This window comes from Enterococcus sp. DIV1298c, from assembly GCF_017316315.1.
Taxonomy (GTDB): domain Bacteria; phylum Bacillota; class Bacilli; order Lactobacillales; family Enterococcaceae; genus Enterococcus_B; species Enterococcus_B mangumiae.
This window is the reverse complement of sequence record NZ_JAFLWG010000020.1, coordinates 1-16,946: the sequence shown is the minus strand read 5'-3', so window position 1 is coordinate 16,946 and position 16,946 is coordinate 1. Positions and strand designations below refer to the sequence as shown.

Annotated in this window: 16 protein-coding genes, 2 pseudogenes and 1 other annotated feature; of the genes and pseudogenes, 15 read left to right on the top strand and 3 right to left on the bottom strand. The window is 38.1% G+C overall.

Annotated features, from left to right (window positions below; all coding sequences use genetic code 11):
* The first annotated feature begins 176 nt into the window (after positions 1-176).
* The 6 genes from JZO83_RS05695 to JZO83_RS05670 all read left to right on the top strand — a co-directional run bounded on the left by JZO83_RS05695 (position 177) and on the right by JZO83_RS05670 (position 7,109).
* On the top strand, positions 177-1,013 hold the full coding sequence (locus tag JZO83_RS05695) for an ABC transporter permease (protein WP_206854860.1): 837 nt from the start codon (positions 177-179) through the stop codon (positions 1,011-1,013).
* The gene (locus JZO83_RS05690; RefSeq protein ID WP_206854857.1) at positions 1,006-1,785 is read left to right on the top strand and encodes an ABC transporter permease; all 780 of its coding nucleotides are present in this window, start codon (positions 1,006-1,008) and stop codon (positions 1,783-1,785) included. Before JZO83_RS05695 ends, JZO83_RS05690 begins: the two co-directional genes overlap by 8 nt.
* Positions 1,786-1,841: 56 nt before the next feature.
* Entirely contained in the window at positions 1,842-2,882 is a 1,041-nt protein-coding gene (locus tag JZO83_RS05685) for an ABC transporter ATP-binding protein (protein ID WP_207115203.1), read from the top strand.
* Positions 2,883-2,904: 22 nt separating this feature from the next.
* Positions 2,905-3,966, top strand: coding sequence for an ABC transporter substrate-binding protein (locus JZO83_RS05680; RefSeq protein WP_207115202.1), 1,062 nt, complete (start codon positions 2,905-2,907; stop codon positions 3,964-3,966).
* Positions 3,967-4,077: 111 nt separating this feature from the next.
* Positions 4,078-5,802 (top strand): adenine deaminase C-terminal domain-containing protein, encoded by a 1,725-nt coding sequence (locus JZO83_RS05675; RefSeq protein WP_207115201.1) that lies wholly within the window; start codon positions 4,078-4,080, stop codon positions 5,800-5,802.
* Complete coding sequence (locus JZO83_RS05670; protein WP_207115200.1) at positions 5,799-7,109, top strand: amidohydrolase; 1,311 nt, start codon at positions 5,799-5,801, stop codon at positions 7,107-7,109. Before JZO83_RS05675 ends, JZO83_RS05670 begins: the two co-directional genes overlap by 4 nt.
* A 116-nt stretch (positions 7,110-7,225) precedes the next feature.
* Here the strand turns inward: JZO83_RS05670 and sdaAA are convergent, their stop codons facing one another.
* Together sdaAA and sdaAB are read right to left on the bottom strand one after the other, a co-directional pair.
* Positions 7,226-8,098, bottom strand: a complete 873-nt coding sequence (gene sdaAA / locus JZO83_RS05665) for an L-serine ammonia-lyase, iron-sulfur-dependent, subunit alpha (protein ID WP_207115199.1) — start codon at positions 8,096-8,098, stop codon at positions 7,226-7,228.
* Positions 8,099-8,113: 15 nt separating this feature from the next.
* Positions 8,114-8,782 (bottom strand): L-serine ammonia-lyase, iron-sulfur-dependent subunit beta, encoded by a 669-nt coding sequence (sdaAB, locus tag JZO83_RS05660; protein WP_206854842.1) that lies wholly within the window; start codon positions 8,780-8,782, stop codon positions 8,114-8,116.
* Positions 8,783-9,097: 315 nt separating this feature from the next.
* Here sdaAB and rplK point away from each other — a divergent pair, with 315 nt between their 5' ends.
* The 4 genes from rplK (at position 9,098) to rplL (ending at position 11,619) form a co-directional block, all read left to right on the top strand.
* On the top strand, positions 9,098-9,520 hold the full coding sequence (gene rplK / locus JZO83_RS05655) for a 50S ribosomal protein L11 (RefSeq protein WP_016624597.1): 423 nt from the start codon (positions 9,098-9,100) through the stop codon (positions 9,518-9,520).
* Positions 9,521-9,624: 104 nt separating this feature from the next.
* Positions 9,625-10,314, top strand: a complete 690-nt coding sequence (gene rplA / locus JZO83_RS05650; RefSeq protein WP_206854840.1) for a 50S ribosomal protein L1 — start codon at positions 9,625-9,627, stop codon at positions 10,312-10,314.
* A 79-nt stretch (positions 10,315-10,393) separates the two neighbouring features.
* Positions 10,394-10,519 (top strand) — a sequence feature (ribosomal protein L10 leader region).
* 169 nt (positions 10,520-10,688) lie between these two features.
* Positions 10,689-11,192 (top strand): 50S ribosomal protein L10, encoded by a 504-nt coding sequence (rplJ, locus tag JZO83_RS05645; RefSeq protein ID WP_206854838.1) that lies wholly within the window; start codon positions 10,689-10,691, stop codon positions 11,190-11,192.
* Between the two features lie 58 nt (positions 11,193-11,250).
* Positions 11,251-11,619, top strand: coding sequence for a 50S ribosomal protein L7/L12 (gene rplL / locus JZO83_RS05640; protein ID WP_010734285.1), 369 nt, complete (start codon positions 11,251-11,253; stop codon positions 11,617-11,619).
* Positions 11,620-11,707: 88 nt separating this feature from the next.
* Here rplL and JZO83_RS14385 read toward each other — a convergent pair.
* A pseudogene (locus JZO83_RS14385) lies at positions 11,708-11,873 on the bottom strand (site-specific integrase); the annotation flags it as partial.
* Positions 11,874-12,083: 210 nt separating this feature from the next.
* On the opposite strand from JZO83_RS14385, the gene JZO83_RS05635 reads away from it, so the two are divergent.
* From JZO83_RS05635 to JZO83_RS05615, 5 genes and pseudogenes are all read left to right on the top strand, one after another.
* Complete coding sequence (locus tag JZO83_RS05635) at positions 12,084-13,079, top strand: Abi family protein (RefSeq protein ID WP_207115198.1); 996 nt, start codon at positions 12,084-12,086, stop codon at positions 13,077-13,079.
* A gap of 198 nt (positions 13,080-13,277) precedes the next feature.
* A complete protein-coding gene (locus tag JZO83_RS05630; protein WP_207115197.1) occupies positions 13,278-13,955 on the top strand; it encodes a VTT domain-containing protein in 678 nt (225 codons plus the stop codon).
* Positions 13,956-14,035: 80 nt separating this feature from the next.
* Positions 14,036-15,229, top strand: coding sequence for an MFS transporter (locus JZO83_RS05625; protein ID WP_207115196.1), 1,194 nt, complete (start codon positions 14,036-14,038; stop codon positions 15,227-15,229).
* Between the two features lie 184 nt (positions 15,230-15,413).
* The gene (locus tag JZO83_RS05620) at positions 15,414-16,646 is read left to right on the top strand and encodes a Fic family protein (RefSeq protein WP_207115195.1); all 1,233 of its coding nucleotides are present in this window, start codon (positions 15,414-15,416) and stop codon (positions 16,644-16,646) included.
* A 193-nt stretch (positions 16,647-16,839) separates the two neighbouring features.
* Positions 16,840-16,946 (top strand): annotated as a pseudogene (locus JZO83_RS05615) (glucosamine-6-phosphate deaminase); the annotation flags it as partial.

Genomic DNA, 16,946 nt, shown 5'->3' with positions numbered 1-16,946 from the left:
GATTACAAAAATCCAATAAAACTCTCAAAAGTGTACCTGTATAAAACGGATAAATACAGGATTTTCAGGATTTATTTCATATAACTAGTGTTTTTTCTGAATAAATTACAAAGTTTTCTTGAAAATGTTCGTATTTTTTCTTATAATGAGACAGAACACGAATGAGGGGGAGAGAAATGAAGAAGAATGTTCCGTATTTGATCATTGCACCTGGAACGATCTTACTATTATTTTTTATGATTTTGCCACTGGTCAATATTATATGGCCAACCATTTTTACTGAAGCAGGAGCTAGTCTGAGTGCTTATACTAGTTTTCTGACAGATGATTTCAATTTGAGGATCTTTCTTCGAACGATTCGCGTTTCGGCGATCGTGACGTTGATTTCTGCCGTTTTAGGAATTCCAACTGCCTATTTTATTGCAGGTGTGGGGAAAAAGTGGAAAAGCCTATTGATGGCGATGACGATGTTTCCATTATTGACGAATTCAGTTATCCGCAGTTTTGCCTGGATCAATATTCTTGGAAGATCAGGAGTGATCAATAATTTCTTGATGCGAATCGGACTGATCGAACAACCCATCGCCTTACTATACACAGAGTTTGCAATTATTATCGGTTCTGTTTATTTATTCTTACCTACCATGGTCATGACACTTGTAGGTGTGATGGAAAATATTGAGAAAGAAACACTTGAGGCTGCTGAAACATTAGGGGCAAGTCCGTTTAAAACGTTCTACAAAATCGTGATGCCACTTTGTATCCCTGGCGTGATCGTTGGCAGTATTTTAGTGTTCACAGGAACATTGACTGCTTACACGACACCGCAACTTTTAGGTGGAAACCAAAATATGATGATGGCGACTTTCTTATACCAGAAAGCATCGACTTTAGGTGATTGGACTTCAGCCAGTGTCATTGCATTGATCATGATCGTGACTACCTTGATTGTGAATAAAGGCTTGAATATGATTGCTGCACGTTTGGATCGGAGGGAAATGAATCATGCGTAAGCAAAAAGGGATGACGATCATCGCAGTATTAGTTTTTGCGTTTTTATTTTTACCATTAGTGATTATTGTTGTGACTTCTTTCGGTCAATCATCAACGATACAATTTCCTATTGATGGATTTTCATTAGAATGGTACACAAAAGCACTAAGTTCTGAAACATTCATGAACAGCTTTAAATTGAGTTTAAGTATTGGGGTAGGTGCGACTTTGTTAGCTTTACTAGTCGGTGTGCCAACTTCTTATGCCCTTTCTCGTTACCACATGAAAAGCAAACAATTATTTAAAAATTTCTTTTTATCACCAACGATGATTCCGGGAATAGTCGTCGGTTACTCCTTGTTCCAATACATCGTGATCAAGTTTAATCTACCGGTGATCCAAGCTTTATTGATTGGCCATTTTTTGATCAGCTTACCGTATATCATTCGGGTGGTCGGTTCAAGTATGGAGCAGTTAGATTTTTCGATTGAAGAAGTTGCGTGGACACTAGGATGCACCAAAACACGCGCATTTATGCAAGTCGTTTTACCAAATGTTTCCTCTGGAATATTTGCTGCATTTATGTTGGCTTTTGTAAACTCATTCAATAATGTACCAGTTTCGATGTTTTTATCTGGACCTGGAGTAACGATGTTGCCGACTTCATTATTGAGCTACATTGAATATACGTATGATCCGACTGTGTCGGCGATTTCAGTGATGATCATGGTATTAACAGTTTTCTTGATGTTTATTATTGAGAAAACGTTAGGTTTAGCTTCGATCGCTTAAATGTGAAGGAATCGAAGAATACTTGAGAATGACTGGAAATTATGAGGGGGAGAACCGTGAGTTTTGTAAATTTGAACAACATCCGTGTGAGTTATGACGGAAAACAAAATATATTAGAAGATTTATCGATTTCAATGGAAAAAGGAGAGCTAGTATCTTTATTAGGTCCTAGTGGTTGCGGGAAAACAACGACGCTACGTGTGATTGCCGGCTTGATTTCACCAAATGATGGCTCTTTTGTTTTGGAAGATCAAGAACTAGTGAAAGTTCCTGTGCATAAACGCAATTTTGGTATGGTATTTCAAAGCTATGCGTTGTTTCCTCATTTAACAATTGCTGAAAATGTCGCTTTCGGTTTGAAATTGCGTAAAGAAAACAAAGCAGATATTGCGAAGAAAGTAGCAGATATGTTAGCGATCTGTGGCTTAGAACAGTTAGGTGATCGTTACCCGAAACAACTCTCAGGTGGACAACGCCAACGAGTGGCCTTAGCCCGAGCATTGGTTATTGAACCTAAGTTACTATTGTTAGACGAACCATTAAGTAATTTAGATGCGAAACTACGTGTCCAAATGCGGATCGAGATCAAACGTATCCAACAGCAACTTGGTATTACCACAGTTTTTGTGACCCACGATCAAGAAGAGTGTTTCTCTATTTCTGATAAAGTAGCGGTCATGAATAATGGCGTAATCGAGCAATATGATACACCTGAAACGATCTATCGACATCCCAAAACACGCTTTGTTGCACATTTTATCGGCTTTGAAAATTTCTTTCCAGTTGAGCAGATCGAAAGTATTCGCTATCAAGCTGCCGGAAATGTCATTGAAACACCTTATGAACAACCAGTAGCGGAGCGATTGGTAGCGACGATCCGTCCCGAAGATATCGAAATTGCTTCTGATGCGACACATAATCTTGTAAAAGGTGAAGTGAAAGTCAGAACATTTCTAGGGAAAAGTTACCAGTATGAAGTAGCGACAGATTTAGGCAAATTCTTAGTAAACGGTACGGATAAACAAATTTACCAAGCAGGAGATCAAATCGACCTGCATTTCCCAAAAGATAAAATCGTTCTTTTGGAAGATAAATAAGTAAAGAAAAGGGGAAAAAGAAGTGAAAAGAGGCTTTCTAGTAAGTTCAGTAGTTTTAGCAAGTATGTTTGTATTAACAGCTTGCGGAGGAGGATCTGAAACCAATTCTTCAGAAGCAAAAGAGTCAAAAGATTTAGTTGTATCGACATTTGGATTGAGCGAAGATATCGTGAAAAGCGATGTCATGGATCCTTTTGAAAAAGAATTTGATGCGAAAATCACGATGGATCTAGGGAACAGTGGCGATCGCTTCAACAAACTAATCAGCAATCCTAGAGGAATTGATGTGATTGAGTTAGCACAAGCAAATTCAGCGGATGGTGCTTCTCAAGAATTATTTGAAAAACTAGATGAATCAAAAATCCCGAATTTAGCAGATTTGACTGAAGGTGCGAAGGAAGTTTTTGATAGTGGTGCGGGTGTGCCGATTGCAGTCAACAGTGTGGGTATCGTTTACGACAGAGAAAAAGTCGGTAAAGAAATTACTAGCTGGTCAGACCTTTGGGATGCTGCATTAGAAGGAAAAATCTCGATTCCTGAAATTACAACAACTGCTGGCCCATTGATGATGTACATTGCAAGTGATCATGCAGGTGTAGCGATCGAAGATGACAATGGTGAAGCAGCATTTGAAGCTTTAGAAGAATTGAAACCAAACATCGTTAAGACCTATGCACGATCTTCTGACTTAGCAAACATGTTCCAAGCAGGAGAAATCGAAGCTGCAATCGTCATGGATTTTGCTTATGATATTGTCAAAGGAGACTCCGATACGATCGAATACGTTGTTCCTGAAAGTGGCACATACGCAAACTACAATACGATCAACATTCCAAAAGAAGCAGCGAATAAAGAACTAGCATACTCATTCATCAACTACAGAATTAGTGAAGAATCACAAAAAACAAAAGCACTTTCATTAAATGAAGCACCGACAAATGATAAAGTCGAATTAAGTGAAGAAGAAGCTGGCAATATGACTTATGGCGCAGTTGCTGATCGTGCAAAAAATATCGACTTTGATTTCGTTAATAGTCAAATGACTGATTGGATCGATCGCTGGAATCGTTTGATCAACCAATAAACAGTTTCCTAACAACGGAAATCATTGAAAAAATACACATTGGGGTGGTTGTGACGAAAGCGCACAACCCCCTATTCTTGTCTAACGGGAATAAAAGAGAGGAAGACAAAGGTGAAGATTGACTTACTGATTAGAGATGCTCAAGTATTCAACACAGCCAAACAATGTTTTGAAAAGAAACATGTCACTGTCAGTGGTGAAAAGTTTTATTACGTTACAGCAAAGGATATTCGTCACTTGGAGATTCTTCAAGAAATAGATGGACGAGGCAAATATATGATTCCTGGTTTGATCGACAGCCATATGCACATTGAAAGTTCGATGACTACGCCAAGTATTTTTTCAAAAGCCGTTTTGCCGTTTGGCGTGACGACGGTGATTGCGGATGCGCATGAGATGGCAAATGTTTTTGGGCTTGAGGGCCTGACTGAATTCATGAATGCCGAAACGGAGCTTGATATTTTCCATGCGATTCCGTCATCTGTTCCTTCCACCACACCGGAACTAGAAACAACTGGAGGAATCATCGGGTTAGCTGAAACAGAAAAACTATTAGACAATCCAAAAGTGATCTGTTTAGGAGAAGCAATGAACTTCCATGGTATTGCACATGAACCAACATCATTGATCCGCCAAATCATTGATCTATGTAAGGAAAAACGACCAACGATGCCATTGGAAGGCCATTGCCCTAAAATTTACGAAGAAGAATTGGCCGCGTTTATGTATAGTGGGATTTCTTCCGATCATACGCATCAGTTTCCAGAGTCTTTAGCAGAAAAAATTGAGAACGGCATGTTCATCCAATTTCAAAACAAATCGATCACACCAGAAAACATGGCGGTGATCACAGAAAATGAGTACTATGACTATGCGTGTATCATCACAGATGATGTGATGGCGGACGATCTGCTGACTGGGCATTTAAATGAAAATCTGAAAAAAGCAGTGGAGGCAGGCCTACCGATTGAGCAAGCAATCTATATGACAACTTTTACGCCAGCTCGCAGAATGGGGTTGAATGATCGTGGATTGATCGGTCCGGGTCGATTGGCTGATTTTATTCTGTTAGATGATTTAACGTCATTCTCTATTTCTGCGGTCTTTAAATCGGGAAAAGAAGTCTACCAGAAAGGTGACACGATCCGTTATCCAGAAAAAATTGAACAGTTTCCTGATTCATATAGTCAAACAGTTCATTGTAAACAACTTTCGTTAGACGATCTCCGCTTAGCGGTCAAAACAGAGTTGCCAAGTGTCCGTTGTAATGTCATTCGGAAACATGAGATTGGAACATTTACGGAACGAATCACGAAGGAAATTCCGGTCAAAGAGGGGTATCTCGATTGGGAAAATTCGGACTGCGCCTTGTTGATCGTCATGGAACGCTATGGGAAAAATGGCAACGTTGCTTATGCTTTGATGGAAGAACCTATTTCAAAACCAGGGAGTATTGCGACAACTTGGGCGCATGATCATCATAACGTGATGGTGATGGGGAATAACGCCCAAAATATTCTGTTGGCGCAGCAAAAATTGTTGGAATTACAAGGGGGCTATGTGGTAGTCAATGATGGGGAATTAGCAGCGACCTGCCCTCTGCCGATCGGCGGTATCGTTTCGCAAGCGCCGATTGAAGAGTTAGGACAAGATTTGAAATCTGTGCGTAGAGAAATGCAAAATCTAGGCTACAAAAATATGAATGAGATCATGTCGTTTTCCACATTATCATTGCCAGTTTCACCTGCAATCAAAATGACTGATAAAGGGATGATGAATACGAAAACACAAGAATTTTATCCATTGATTTTCCCAGAAGATGGGGTTCTATTATGAGAACCTTGATAAAAAATGTTCATATCCTAACAATGGATGATCAACTGACTGAATATAAAAATGGTTATCTGTTAATAGAAGAAAACCGTGTACTTGAGTTGGGCATATGGCAAGAAGGGATCGCCTCTGCGGAAGAAGTAATTGATGGAGAGGGTGGTATCTTATTGCCAGGGTTCGTGAATACACATACGCATGCTGGCATGATTCCTTTTCGATCTTTAGGTGATGATGTCCCAGATCGGTTGCGCCGTTTCTTGTTTCCATTAGAAGCTTACATGACACCAGAGCTAGTGGCAGCAAGCACCGCTTATGCAATCAGTGAAATGTTACTTAGTGGTGTGACTGGTTTTTGTGATATGTACTATTTTGAAGATCAAGTCGCGCAAGTGTGTGATCAATTTAAGATTCGTGCGGTCCTTGGCGAAACGATCATTGATATGCCTGTCTGTGATAATCCAGAGCCATCTGGCGGGTTGACCTACAGTGAAACGTTCCTGCCGAAATGGCAAGGGCATCCGTTGATCACGCCAGCTCTTGCGCCACATGCGCCAAATACCAATACGTATGAAGGATTGAAACAGACAGTTGAATTGAGTAAACGATTCGATGTGCCGATCACTCTACATGTCGCAGAAATGGATTACGAAATGAAAGAATTGGCGGAACGTTATCAACAAACGCCTTTTGAGCTATTGAAAGAACTGGGTTTTATGGAACGACCATTGATCATGGCACACTGTATCCATATGACAGAAGCAGATATTGCTTTAGTTGCTGCAGCAGGAGAGAAAGTCGGTATTGCCCATTGCATCGGCGCGAATACAAAGTCGGCTAAAGGGGTAGCGCCAGTAAAAGAAATGCTTTCTGCTGGCTTGACTGTCGGTTTAGGTACAGACGGCCCAAGTAGTGGCAATACGTTAGATCTCTTTACGCAAATGAAGCTATTTGCTAATTTCCATAAAACCTTTGAAAAAGATCGCGCACTTTTTCCAGCGAAGGAAATCGTCCGCTTAGCAACAAGAGGAGGGGCAGAATTGCTGGACTTTAAAGAAACTGGCCAGCTTGCCGTAGGGAATAAAGCCGATTTTATTATCGTTGAAACACAGTCTGTGAACATGTTTCCGATTTTTGATCCTTATTCTGCGTTAGTTTACTCAGCGAATGCTTCCAACGTGGCACATGTATGGGTGGATGGGAAACAGCTCGTACGTGATCATCAATTGGTCCATCACGACTTAAAAAAAATCAAAGCAAACCTTTATGAACAGATGGAGCAATTTGTTTTTGAAGCAAAGCAGAGAATGTAAAAAGAAACCGAATGACCATGGGAAAAGCAAATCTGCTCCCATGGTTATTCGGCATGTCTTTAGGAGATAAAAAACTTGTTGTGCAGTCTTTGTTCCAACTTGCAGAAAAAGGATGACTATACTTGTCTTTCTAAGATTTCTTTCGTTAATCGTTTCGCTGTAGGGGTCACTGCCAGTCCACCTTCTGCGGTTTCTTTAAAAATAGAAGGCATTTGTCGACCCACTTGATACATGGCAGCCACCACTTCATCAGGTGGGATCACGCTTTCGATGCCAGCTAAAGCCATATCAGCTGAAATGAAAGCTTGTGACGAACCTAAAGCATTTCGTTTCACGCAAGGCACTTCTACAAGCCCGGCAACAGGATCACAGATCAAGCCCATCATATTTTTCAATGTGATCGCCACCGCTTGAGCCGCTTGATGAGGCGTACCGTTTTTCGCACAAACTAAGGCAGCGGAAGCCATCGCACTCGCAGAACCGACTTCTGCTTGACAACCGCCTTCAGCTCCACTGATCGACGCATTGTTTGCGATGACTAAGCCAAAAGCACCAGCTGTAAACAAAAAGTCGAGTTGCTGTTCGTGTGTTAATTGCAAACGATCACGTACGGCCATCAAGACACCAGGAACGACCCCAGCACTACCGGCAGTAGGGGTTGCACAGATCAACCCCATTTTTGCGTTGACTTCATTCACCGCAATCGCATTACGGACGGCTGTCAAAATCGTTTCGCCGCTCAGAAAATCATCATGAGAAAGGTAGTCGTCCATTTTCTTTGCGTCACCACCCGTGATCCCTGTAACGGAGGTCACTCCTTCATTGCCTTCTGCAATCGACTGTTCCATTACCGCTAGATTTTTTTCCATGATGGAAATGATCTGTTCACGAGAACGGCCATTCATCTCCATTTCGATCGCAATCATCAATTCAGCAACGCTAGGGTAGTGTTGTGCTTGTTGGACTAATTCTTCAATTGATAAAAACATACCTCGTCTGCTCCTTTACTCGAAATAATTGACACTGTCAATATTTGGCAATTGCTTCAGTTTTTTTACTGTGTCTTCTACTTGGCGATCATCTACTTCAATGATCATGATGGCATTTTCCCCTTTTGATTCACGGGTAACCGTCATTGTTCCAATGTTGGTGTTGGTTTCTGAAAGAATATTCGTCACTTTAGCGATCATTCCAGGAACATCTTGGTGAACGATGATCAAAGTTGGCGTTCCCATGCTTAATGAAATCTTGAAACCATTCAATTCAGAGATCTGGATATTGCCTCCGCCAATGGAGATACCTGTCACAGACAATTTTCGATTCCCTTTTTTTAGCAACATTTTGACCGAATTGGGATGATCCGCTTTCTCATTTTTCGGCACAAACAAAACTTCCATGCCAGCTTCATGTGCTAATTTCAAAGAGTCAGCTAAACGAGAATCATCTGGTTCCATACCTAACAACCCGCCGACCAAGGCAATATCGGTGCCATGTCCACGATACGTTTTTGCAAAAGACTCATAAAGGTAGATGTCAACAGAATCTGGTTGCTCACCAAAAATACTTCGAACGATCTTTCCGATCCTTGCAGCCCCAGCGGTATGCGAGCTGCTTGGCCCAATCATTACAGGGCCGATAATATCAAATACACTTCTGTACTTTAATTCTTTCATTATTTCACCTCATTAGAATAGAAGACTTGGTTATTTTCGTATATATTCGCTTCATACAGGCGTAAGTTTAGCATAAATAAGCGATTTATAAAGACTTTTATACATGTTTTAACGAGAAATTTAGCTTTTATTTGGAGGAAGCTGAAAATAATTAGAAAAAAATGTTGAAAAAAAAGAAAAATTTGCTATACTGTATCAGTGTGCATTCGTTATGTACATGATATGTCGATTGATTTTAGGATCAACTGACAGTACGTGGGAGGAGAAATATGCATCTCCAATTAACCACATCACGGACTTAAGGAGGTATGTCTCGTGGCAAAGAAAGTAGAAAAAATCGTTAAATTGCAAATCCCTGCAGGTAAAGCAACTCCAGCTCCCCCAGTAGGTCCTGCGCTAGGTCAAGCGGGTATCAACATCATGGGATTCACAAAAGAATTCAATGCTCGTACAGCTGATCAAGCAGGTTTGATCATTCCAGTTGTGATTTCTGTATACGAAGATCGTTCATTCACATTCGTTACAAAAACACCACCAGCTGCAGTATTATTGAAAAAAGCAGCGAAAATCGAAAAAGGTTCAGGCGAACCAAACAAAACTAAAGTTGCTAAAGTTTCTAGCGATCAAGTAAAAGAAATCGCTGAATTAAAAATGGAAGACCTAAACGCAGCTAACGTTGAAGCAGCAATGCGCATGGTTGAAGGAACTGCACGAAGCATGGGGATCACTGTAGAATAATCTTCTGCACCCTAAGAAAGTAGCTTCTCAGTTGGCTCTGTATTGAAAGATACGGAACACGTGGGAGGTACAACCGTTATAACCACAATCAAGGAGGAACCAAAATGGCTAAAAAGAGCAAAAAAATGCAAGAAGCATTGAAAAAAGTTGATTCAAGTAAAGTTTATTCTGTTGCTGAAGCAGTAGCATTAGCAAAAGAAACAAACATTGCTAAATTTGATGCAACAGTTGAAGTTGCATACCGTCTAAACGTAGACCCTAAAAAAGCAGACCAACAAATCCGTGGAGCTGTTGTATTACCAAACGGAACTGGTAAAACACAAACTGTTTTAGTATTTGCTAAAGGAGACAAAGCAAAAGAAGCTGAAGCAGCTGGTGCAGACTTCGTTGGTGACGACGACATGGTTCAAAAAATCCAAAATGGATGGTTTGACTTTGACGTAGTTGTTGCAACACCTGATATGATGGCTACTGTAGGTCGTCTAGGACGTGTATTAGGACCTAAAGGCTTAATGCCAAACCCTAAAACTGGTACTGTAACAATGGACGTAACAAAAGCTGTAAACGAAGTAAAAGCTGGTAAAGTAACTTACCGCGTTGACAAAGCTGGAAACATCCATGTACCAATCGGTAAAGTTTCTTTCGACAACGAAAAATTAGTTGAAAACTTTGCTGCGATCCATGATGTATTAGTGAAAGCTAAACCATCAGCAGCTAAAGGTCAATACATGAAAAACATTACTGTAACAACAACATTTGGACCTGGTATCCATGTAGACCAAGCTTCTTTCTAATCCATCGATTAGGACGTTGATTGATCCAACTGAAAAATAATTCTTGACTCAACTAGCTTAGCGTGCTAAGCTAGTTGAGGTTAATAATTAACTTGTACCGAAGACAGTAGGTGGCTTAGCCTTAATTTCCTACCGAGGACGTTTATTGAATATATTCAATAGTCCCTCTATGTCTACGGTGGCATAGAGTTTTTTGTTGTGAATCACTAAGAACGAAGTGATTAGATGATGAACAATACTCGTTGAGTGGAGCGAAAGGAGTGTCCTTTCGAGGCAAGCGAGCTGAATCACTAAGAACGTAGTGATTAGATGAGGCACAAATGATTCAATCGTAAGAAACTCTTCCATCAAAATTCAGGAGGTGAAACTCAAAAATGAGTGAAGCAATTATCGCAAAAAAAGCAGCAATCGTTGATGAAGTAAGTGCAAAATTTACAGAAGCAGCTTCTGTAGTCGTAGTTGACTACCGTGGATTAACTGTTGATGAAGTAACACGCTTACGTAAACAACTTCGTGAAGCGAACGTTGAAATGAAAGTTATCAAAAACTCTATCCTTTCACGTGCAGCTAAAAAAGCAGGCCTAGATGGCATGGACGAAGTTTTCACTGGACCTACAGCCGTTGCATTCAGTAACGAAGACGTAGTAGCACCAGCGAAAATCATGGACGAATTTGCTAAAGAAGCAAAAGCATTAGAAATCAAAGGCGGTATCATCGAAGGTAAAGTATCTTCATTGGAAGAAATCACGGCATTGGCAAAATTGCCAAACCGCGAAGGACTTCTATCTATGTTGCTATCTGTACTACAAGCGCCAGTCCGCAACGTGGCTTACGCTATCAACGCAGTCGCAGAAAAAGAAGATGGAGATGCAGCTTAATCGCCGCATAGCATGATCAATAAATAAAAAAAGAACATTTAAAATGGAGGAAACAAAAATGGCATTGAACATTGAAAACATCGTTGCTGAGTTAAAAGAAGCAACTATCCTAGAACTTAACGACCTAGTTAAAGCTATTGAAGAAGAATTTGGCGTATCTGCTGCTGCTCCTGTAGCTGCAGTTGCTGCTGGTGGCGGTGCTGCTGCTGAAGAACAAACTGAATTCACTGTAGAATTAACTGCAGCTGGAGACCAAAAAGTTAAAGTTATCAAAGCAGTTCGTGAAGCAACTGGCTTAGGCTTGAAAGAAGCTAAAGCAGTAGTTGACGGCGCTCCTGCACCAGTTAAAGAAGGCGTTTCTAAAGAAGAAGCTGAAGAATTAAAAGCTAAACTTGAAGAAGTTGGCGCTTCTGTAACAGTTAAATAATTTTCATTAATTATTATGCACCGGAATCCTTGATATGAGAGGATTTCGGTGTTTTTTATTTTTTTGACCATACTTCTAGAAACTTAATCTATTGTGCGAATTTATCGGCGGATTGTTTTTTGTTTTTTGATTGCATGGGTGTAAATATTCATTGTTGTATGAATATCTGAATGGCGAAGAAGTTCTTGTCCCTCTTTTAAAGATAAAGCAGCTGCAAATAACAGACTACAATGAGTATGACCAAATCCATGAATATTATTATCTTTTGAATTTATTTATTTTTCAGTAGGATACGTATTTAGGAAAAGTTGATATAATTTCAAAATAGCAAATTTTTTTGAAAGTTAAGTAGATACTCTAGATTTATTTTTAATAGTTGATCTATAATGATATACTTCTTTTAAGTACTCAGTGAAAAATTTATCTATAACTACATCTATTTTCATGGAGAAAGGAAATCAATGATGGATGATAAAGTCAAACAAAAATTATTTACTGTTAAAGAAGCATTAGAAGAGAAGGGAAAGAATGAAGCAATACTAAGACATCCTAAAGCATCTTTTGAGGACCTTATAGATGAGTTAGTTTTAAAGGGGATAGGATTTAATATAATGAATAAGAGTGAGGCTAAGAAAATTCTAAGCAACTTAAATTACTATTATAAATTGACTGTGTATAGGCGAAATTTTAAAAGAGATGCAGATGGCAAATATGTAAATTTAGAATTTAGCTATCTAACAGATTTAGCGAGTGTGGATATGCAATTAAGATATATACTTTTAACAGCAACTTTAGATATTGAGCATGCGATGAAAACTTTCCTAATAACACATATCACTGAAAATCTAAATGAAGATGGGTATAAGATAGTTAATAAATTTTTTCACTCTACTTTAACAACTTCTTACGAGATGAACAGAGAAAAAATTTTACATAAAATTAAAGAGAAAAGTCATTATCAAAGGAAATTATACGAAGCACATAAAGATTCCCTTTCAATTTGGGTTCTTGTAGAGGTAATGAGTTTTGGTGAATTTACTAGATTATTTGAATTTTATTTTAAAAAATATTCTATAACTGAATTTGAAATCCGACGCATGAGTGGAATCATACACGCTGTAAAAAGAATTAGAAATAGTTGTGCTCACAATAATCCATTACTATTTTATTTAAGTAGAAATGAATTAGAACATCCAAATAGGATTATTAGTGATTATTGTAAAAAAGCCAAGATAGGCGAAGCTTTTTATAGATGTGTAAAAGTTCATGATATTGTAGCAGTTCTTTATGCACATGATTTTTTTGTTAAAGGTATAGGGACTAGAAAATTTCGTCATAAAGAATTATTAAATTTAACTATCAGAAGTATCGATCGATTTGATTATTTACCTAAGGATAATGATATCTATTATTTTTTCCGTTTATTAAGGATGTTGCTTAATTCATACAAAATCGAGTGATTTTCTCTTGACAATACATATGTATAGCGATAACATAAAATATGTAGAAACAACGTGTTGGAACGTTGGGCGTGGAAGGATTTATTCTGAAATGCTTAAATAATTTTATTATAAAGGTGTTAACCTCAAGAGGTTAACACTTTTTTTATATAATGATAAACTAACAATGAGTATGACTAAGTAGAAGGAGAAGTCGTTATGAAAAAGCAACATATTCGCTATACATTGATTGGGATAGGTTTACTGTTGATTCTGTTTGTTGGTTATCATCTTTATTTACAATATCGAACAGATATCCATTTATTGCTCGATCCACAAGCAAGTCGGAAAGAGTGGATGACGGAGATCCGTTCTCATGGGGTTACAGCAGCAATCATTTTGGTTGTGCTGATCAGTTTGATGTGCGCGGTTCCCGGTATTCCAACTTCTGTGATTGGCGTACTCGTCGGTTTAAGTTATGGACCATTGCTAGGAACAGCGATCAACGTATCAGGCAATGCACTTGGAAATATACTATCAATCGCCTTGATGCAACATGTATCTTTTGTGGACCATAGCAAAAAAGAGAATCGTTGGGTCAAAGCAATCAGACGGATGAAACATCCAAAAATAGGTGTGATGATCGGTTATATGGTGCCGGTGATCCCATCTTCCGTGGTTAATTTTGCCGCCACATCTTTAAATCTTTCGATTCGTGAGTTAGTCTTGTCGATCCTTATTGGTGTCGTACCATCCTCACTTTTATACGCGTGTGGCGGAGAAGCATTGTTTCATGGGAAACATATAAAAGCGATTCTGTTGGTAGCTAGTGTGTTAGTTTTAACTGTTTTAGTGATTATTATCTATCGAGATCGTAGAAAACACGCTGTTAAATAACTTATACTATTTTATTTAAGCCTTCCTGTTTTCAATTATTCTTAGAAGTTGTAAACTAAGAAAGGAAATGGGGGAATCTGATGGAAACAAATAAGCAAACACCGCTTTCGAAATCATTGATTTTATTATTAGCGATCACCTGTGGGGTAGTCGTTGCCAATATGTACTACATCCAACCGATTGGCACTAAAGTAGCGGCGAATTTGTCAGTCAGTACGAGTGCTGTCGGTTTATTGACCATGCTGACTCAACTTGGCTATGCTTTAGGTTTATTATTTTTAGTTCCACTGGGAGATGTCGTGGATCGACCTAAATTGATCATTCGTATGGCAGGGTTATCTGCGCTATCTTTGTTAGCCGCTTTCTTTGCACCAAACTTTGCTTTATTTGCGGTTGCATCTTTCTTGATCGGGCTATTGTCGATCGTACCGCAAATCATTATTCCTTATGGAGCGGTACTTGCTGGACCAGCTGCACGAGGAAAAACGATGGGCGTCTTACTGAGTGGTTTACTGATGGGAATCTTGCTTTCTCGAACAGTCTCGGGATTACTTGCTAGTTGGTTCTCATGGCGTAGTGTTTATCTGTTTGCGCTTTTCCTAGTCGCAGCGTTGACTTTTTTACTCTATTTAAAACTGCCGAGAACACAAGGGACGTTAGAAAAAGAATCAACAGTGTCTTATCTTGAATCGTTAAAAAGCTTACCGAAGCTTGTCAAACATCAACGATTGTTACGTGAAGCAGCGATCAATGGCTTTTTTATGTTTGGTACGTTTTCGCTTTTTTGGTCGACCTTGATTTTTTATATCAGTAGTCCAGCTTATGGTTGGGGAACCTTTGAAGCAGGAATCTTGGCGATTTTTGGCTTATCTGGTGCGGTAGCTGCACCAATCGTCGGTCGATTGGCAGATTCATACTCTGAAAGAAGAATCGTTGGAATGGGCTTAGTGATGCAGACGATCAGTTTTCTTGCCCTATTCATTGCTGGTGATTATATCGCTGTTTTATTAGTTGCAATCATATTGTTAGATGTCGGCAATCAGTTTGGACAAGTAGCGAATCAAAGTAGAGTGCAAGGACTTGGGGAAGCAACGAGCAATCGAAACAACACGATTTTTATGTTTATGTATTTTATTGGCGGAGCGACAGGTTCTTTATTAGGTTCAGTGATGTGGCAACATTATGGTTGGACAGGAGTAACTGTTACAGGATTGGTTTTTCAGTTGTGTGCTTTTTGCTTTCAAGCAGTTGTCTATCCTAATAAAAGAAGATAGAGATAGAATAAGATCGGTATAATAAATCTAGAATACCAACTAAAGTAGAGGACCAACCCTTTGTTTAGTTGGTATTTTTTTTTAGCATAATTATGAATTTATATGTAGATTACTAAACCAATATTGCAATCTATTTTAATAAATGCTATTTTTATTAAAATAGATTGAGGGAGAAGTGATAAAAATGAGCTATAAACCATTAAAAATTACTTTTTATGAAAATAGAAATAAGTTTGAGGAAGAATATCAGCTTAGGTTTAACTTTTTTTCCACTTTTAAGACTGGACTTAATATCCATCCTTTTGATCGGCAGCAGCGGATTACAACAGAAAGTTATGAGTTGTTTTACATACCATTATTAGAACATGAAAACCTGAAAGAAAAAATTCAAAAAAATTCATCAGAAATTGAAAGATATATTAGTATGCTTCCCCCAATTATCCAGAGAAATATTTTTAATTCTCAAATTATTGATGAAATAAAGTCAACAAATGATATTGAAGGTGTGCGAAGTACAAGAAAAGAAATCGGAACAGCAATTAGGAAAAGAAATAGTGATGAAATAGTTAGATTTAAAGGAATAGTAAATATGTACATGAACTTGGGTGAATCTGGGTATGAAGAAATTCACGATATTGTGAAAATAAGAAATATATACGATGAATTATTTAGTAAAGATATTCCAGAAGAGGATCAACCAGATGGTCAGTTATTCAGAAAGGAAGTAGTCTATATAGGATCTGAGGATAAACGAGTTCATCAAGGTAATCCTAATGAGGAAACAATAATAAGAGATTTAAATAATCTCGTTTTATTTATGAACAGGAAAGATATTCCTTTTTTATTAAAATGCGTGATTACACATTACTATTTTGAGTATATTCATCCTTTCTACGATGGTAATGGTCGGATGGGAAGATTTTTAATTTCAAATTATCTTTCTAGAAAATTAGATTTTTTAACAGGAATCACAATTTCAAATGCGATCACACATGACAAAAAAACTTATGGAAAGTTATTTGCAGAAGTTTCAAATCCGAGAAATAAAGCGGATTTGACTTTGTTTGTCCAAAATATGTATCAATTGATTATTAATGGACAAACAAAAGTAATCGAAGAGTTACAGACAGCAAAAGCTAAATTAGATAATGCAGTTAATGTCCTTAATAAATTAGATTTGAAAGACAAAGATACGGTTGAAGTACTATTTGTACTGATTCAAGGTCATTTATATAATGAGGTAAATGAATATATTACGGATATAGAATTAAGAAAGCACCTTAACATATCTTATCCTAAACTAAAACAAATCAGTCAAAATTTAATCGAAAAAAAACTAGTTGTACAGATAAAAAAGAAACCATCGATCCATATTCTTTCAACAGAATTTCAAGACCAGCTAGAGTCATTCTCTTAACTAGAAGATTATGTGATCAGTTTTATTTATCTACTATTAATTTTCAAATTATCAGGTAATTATTATAGTAAGGGAAATAATGCTAATTACTCGTGTAATAAATATTTTTTCTCTATTTGGTCTATACAGATATTGTCATTTTGAAATAAAGATGCTATAATTGGGCTATACCAAAATAAAAGGAGTAATCGTTATGGAAATCATTCGTGTGAAAAATGCTGAAGAAGGCGGAAAAAAAGCTTTTGAGATAATTAAAAATGGAATGGAAAATGGTGCGAAAGTTCTAGGTTTAGCAACAGG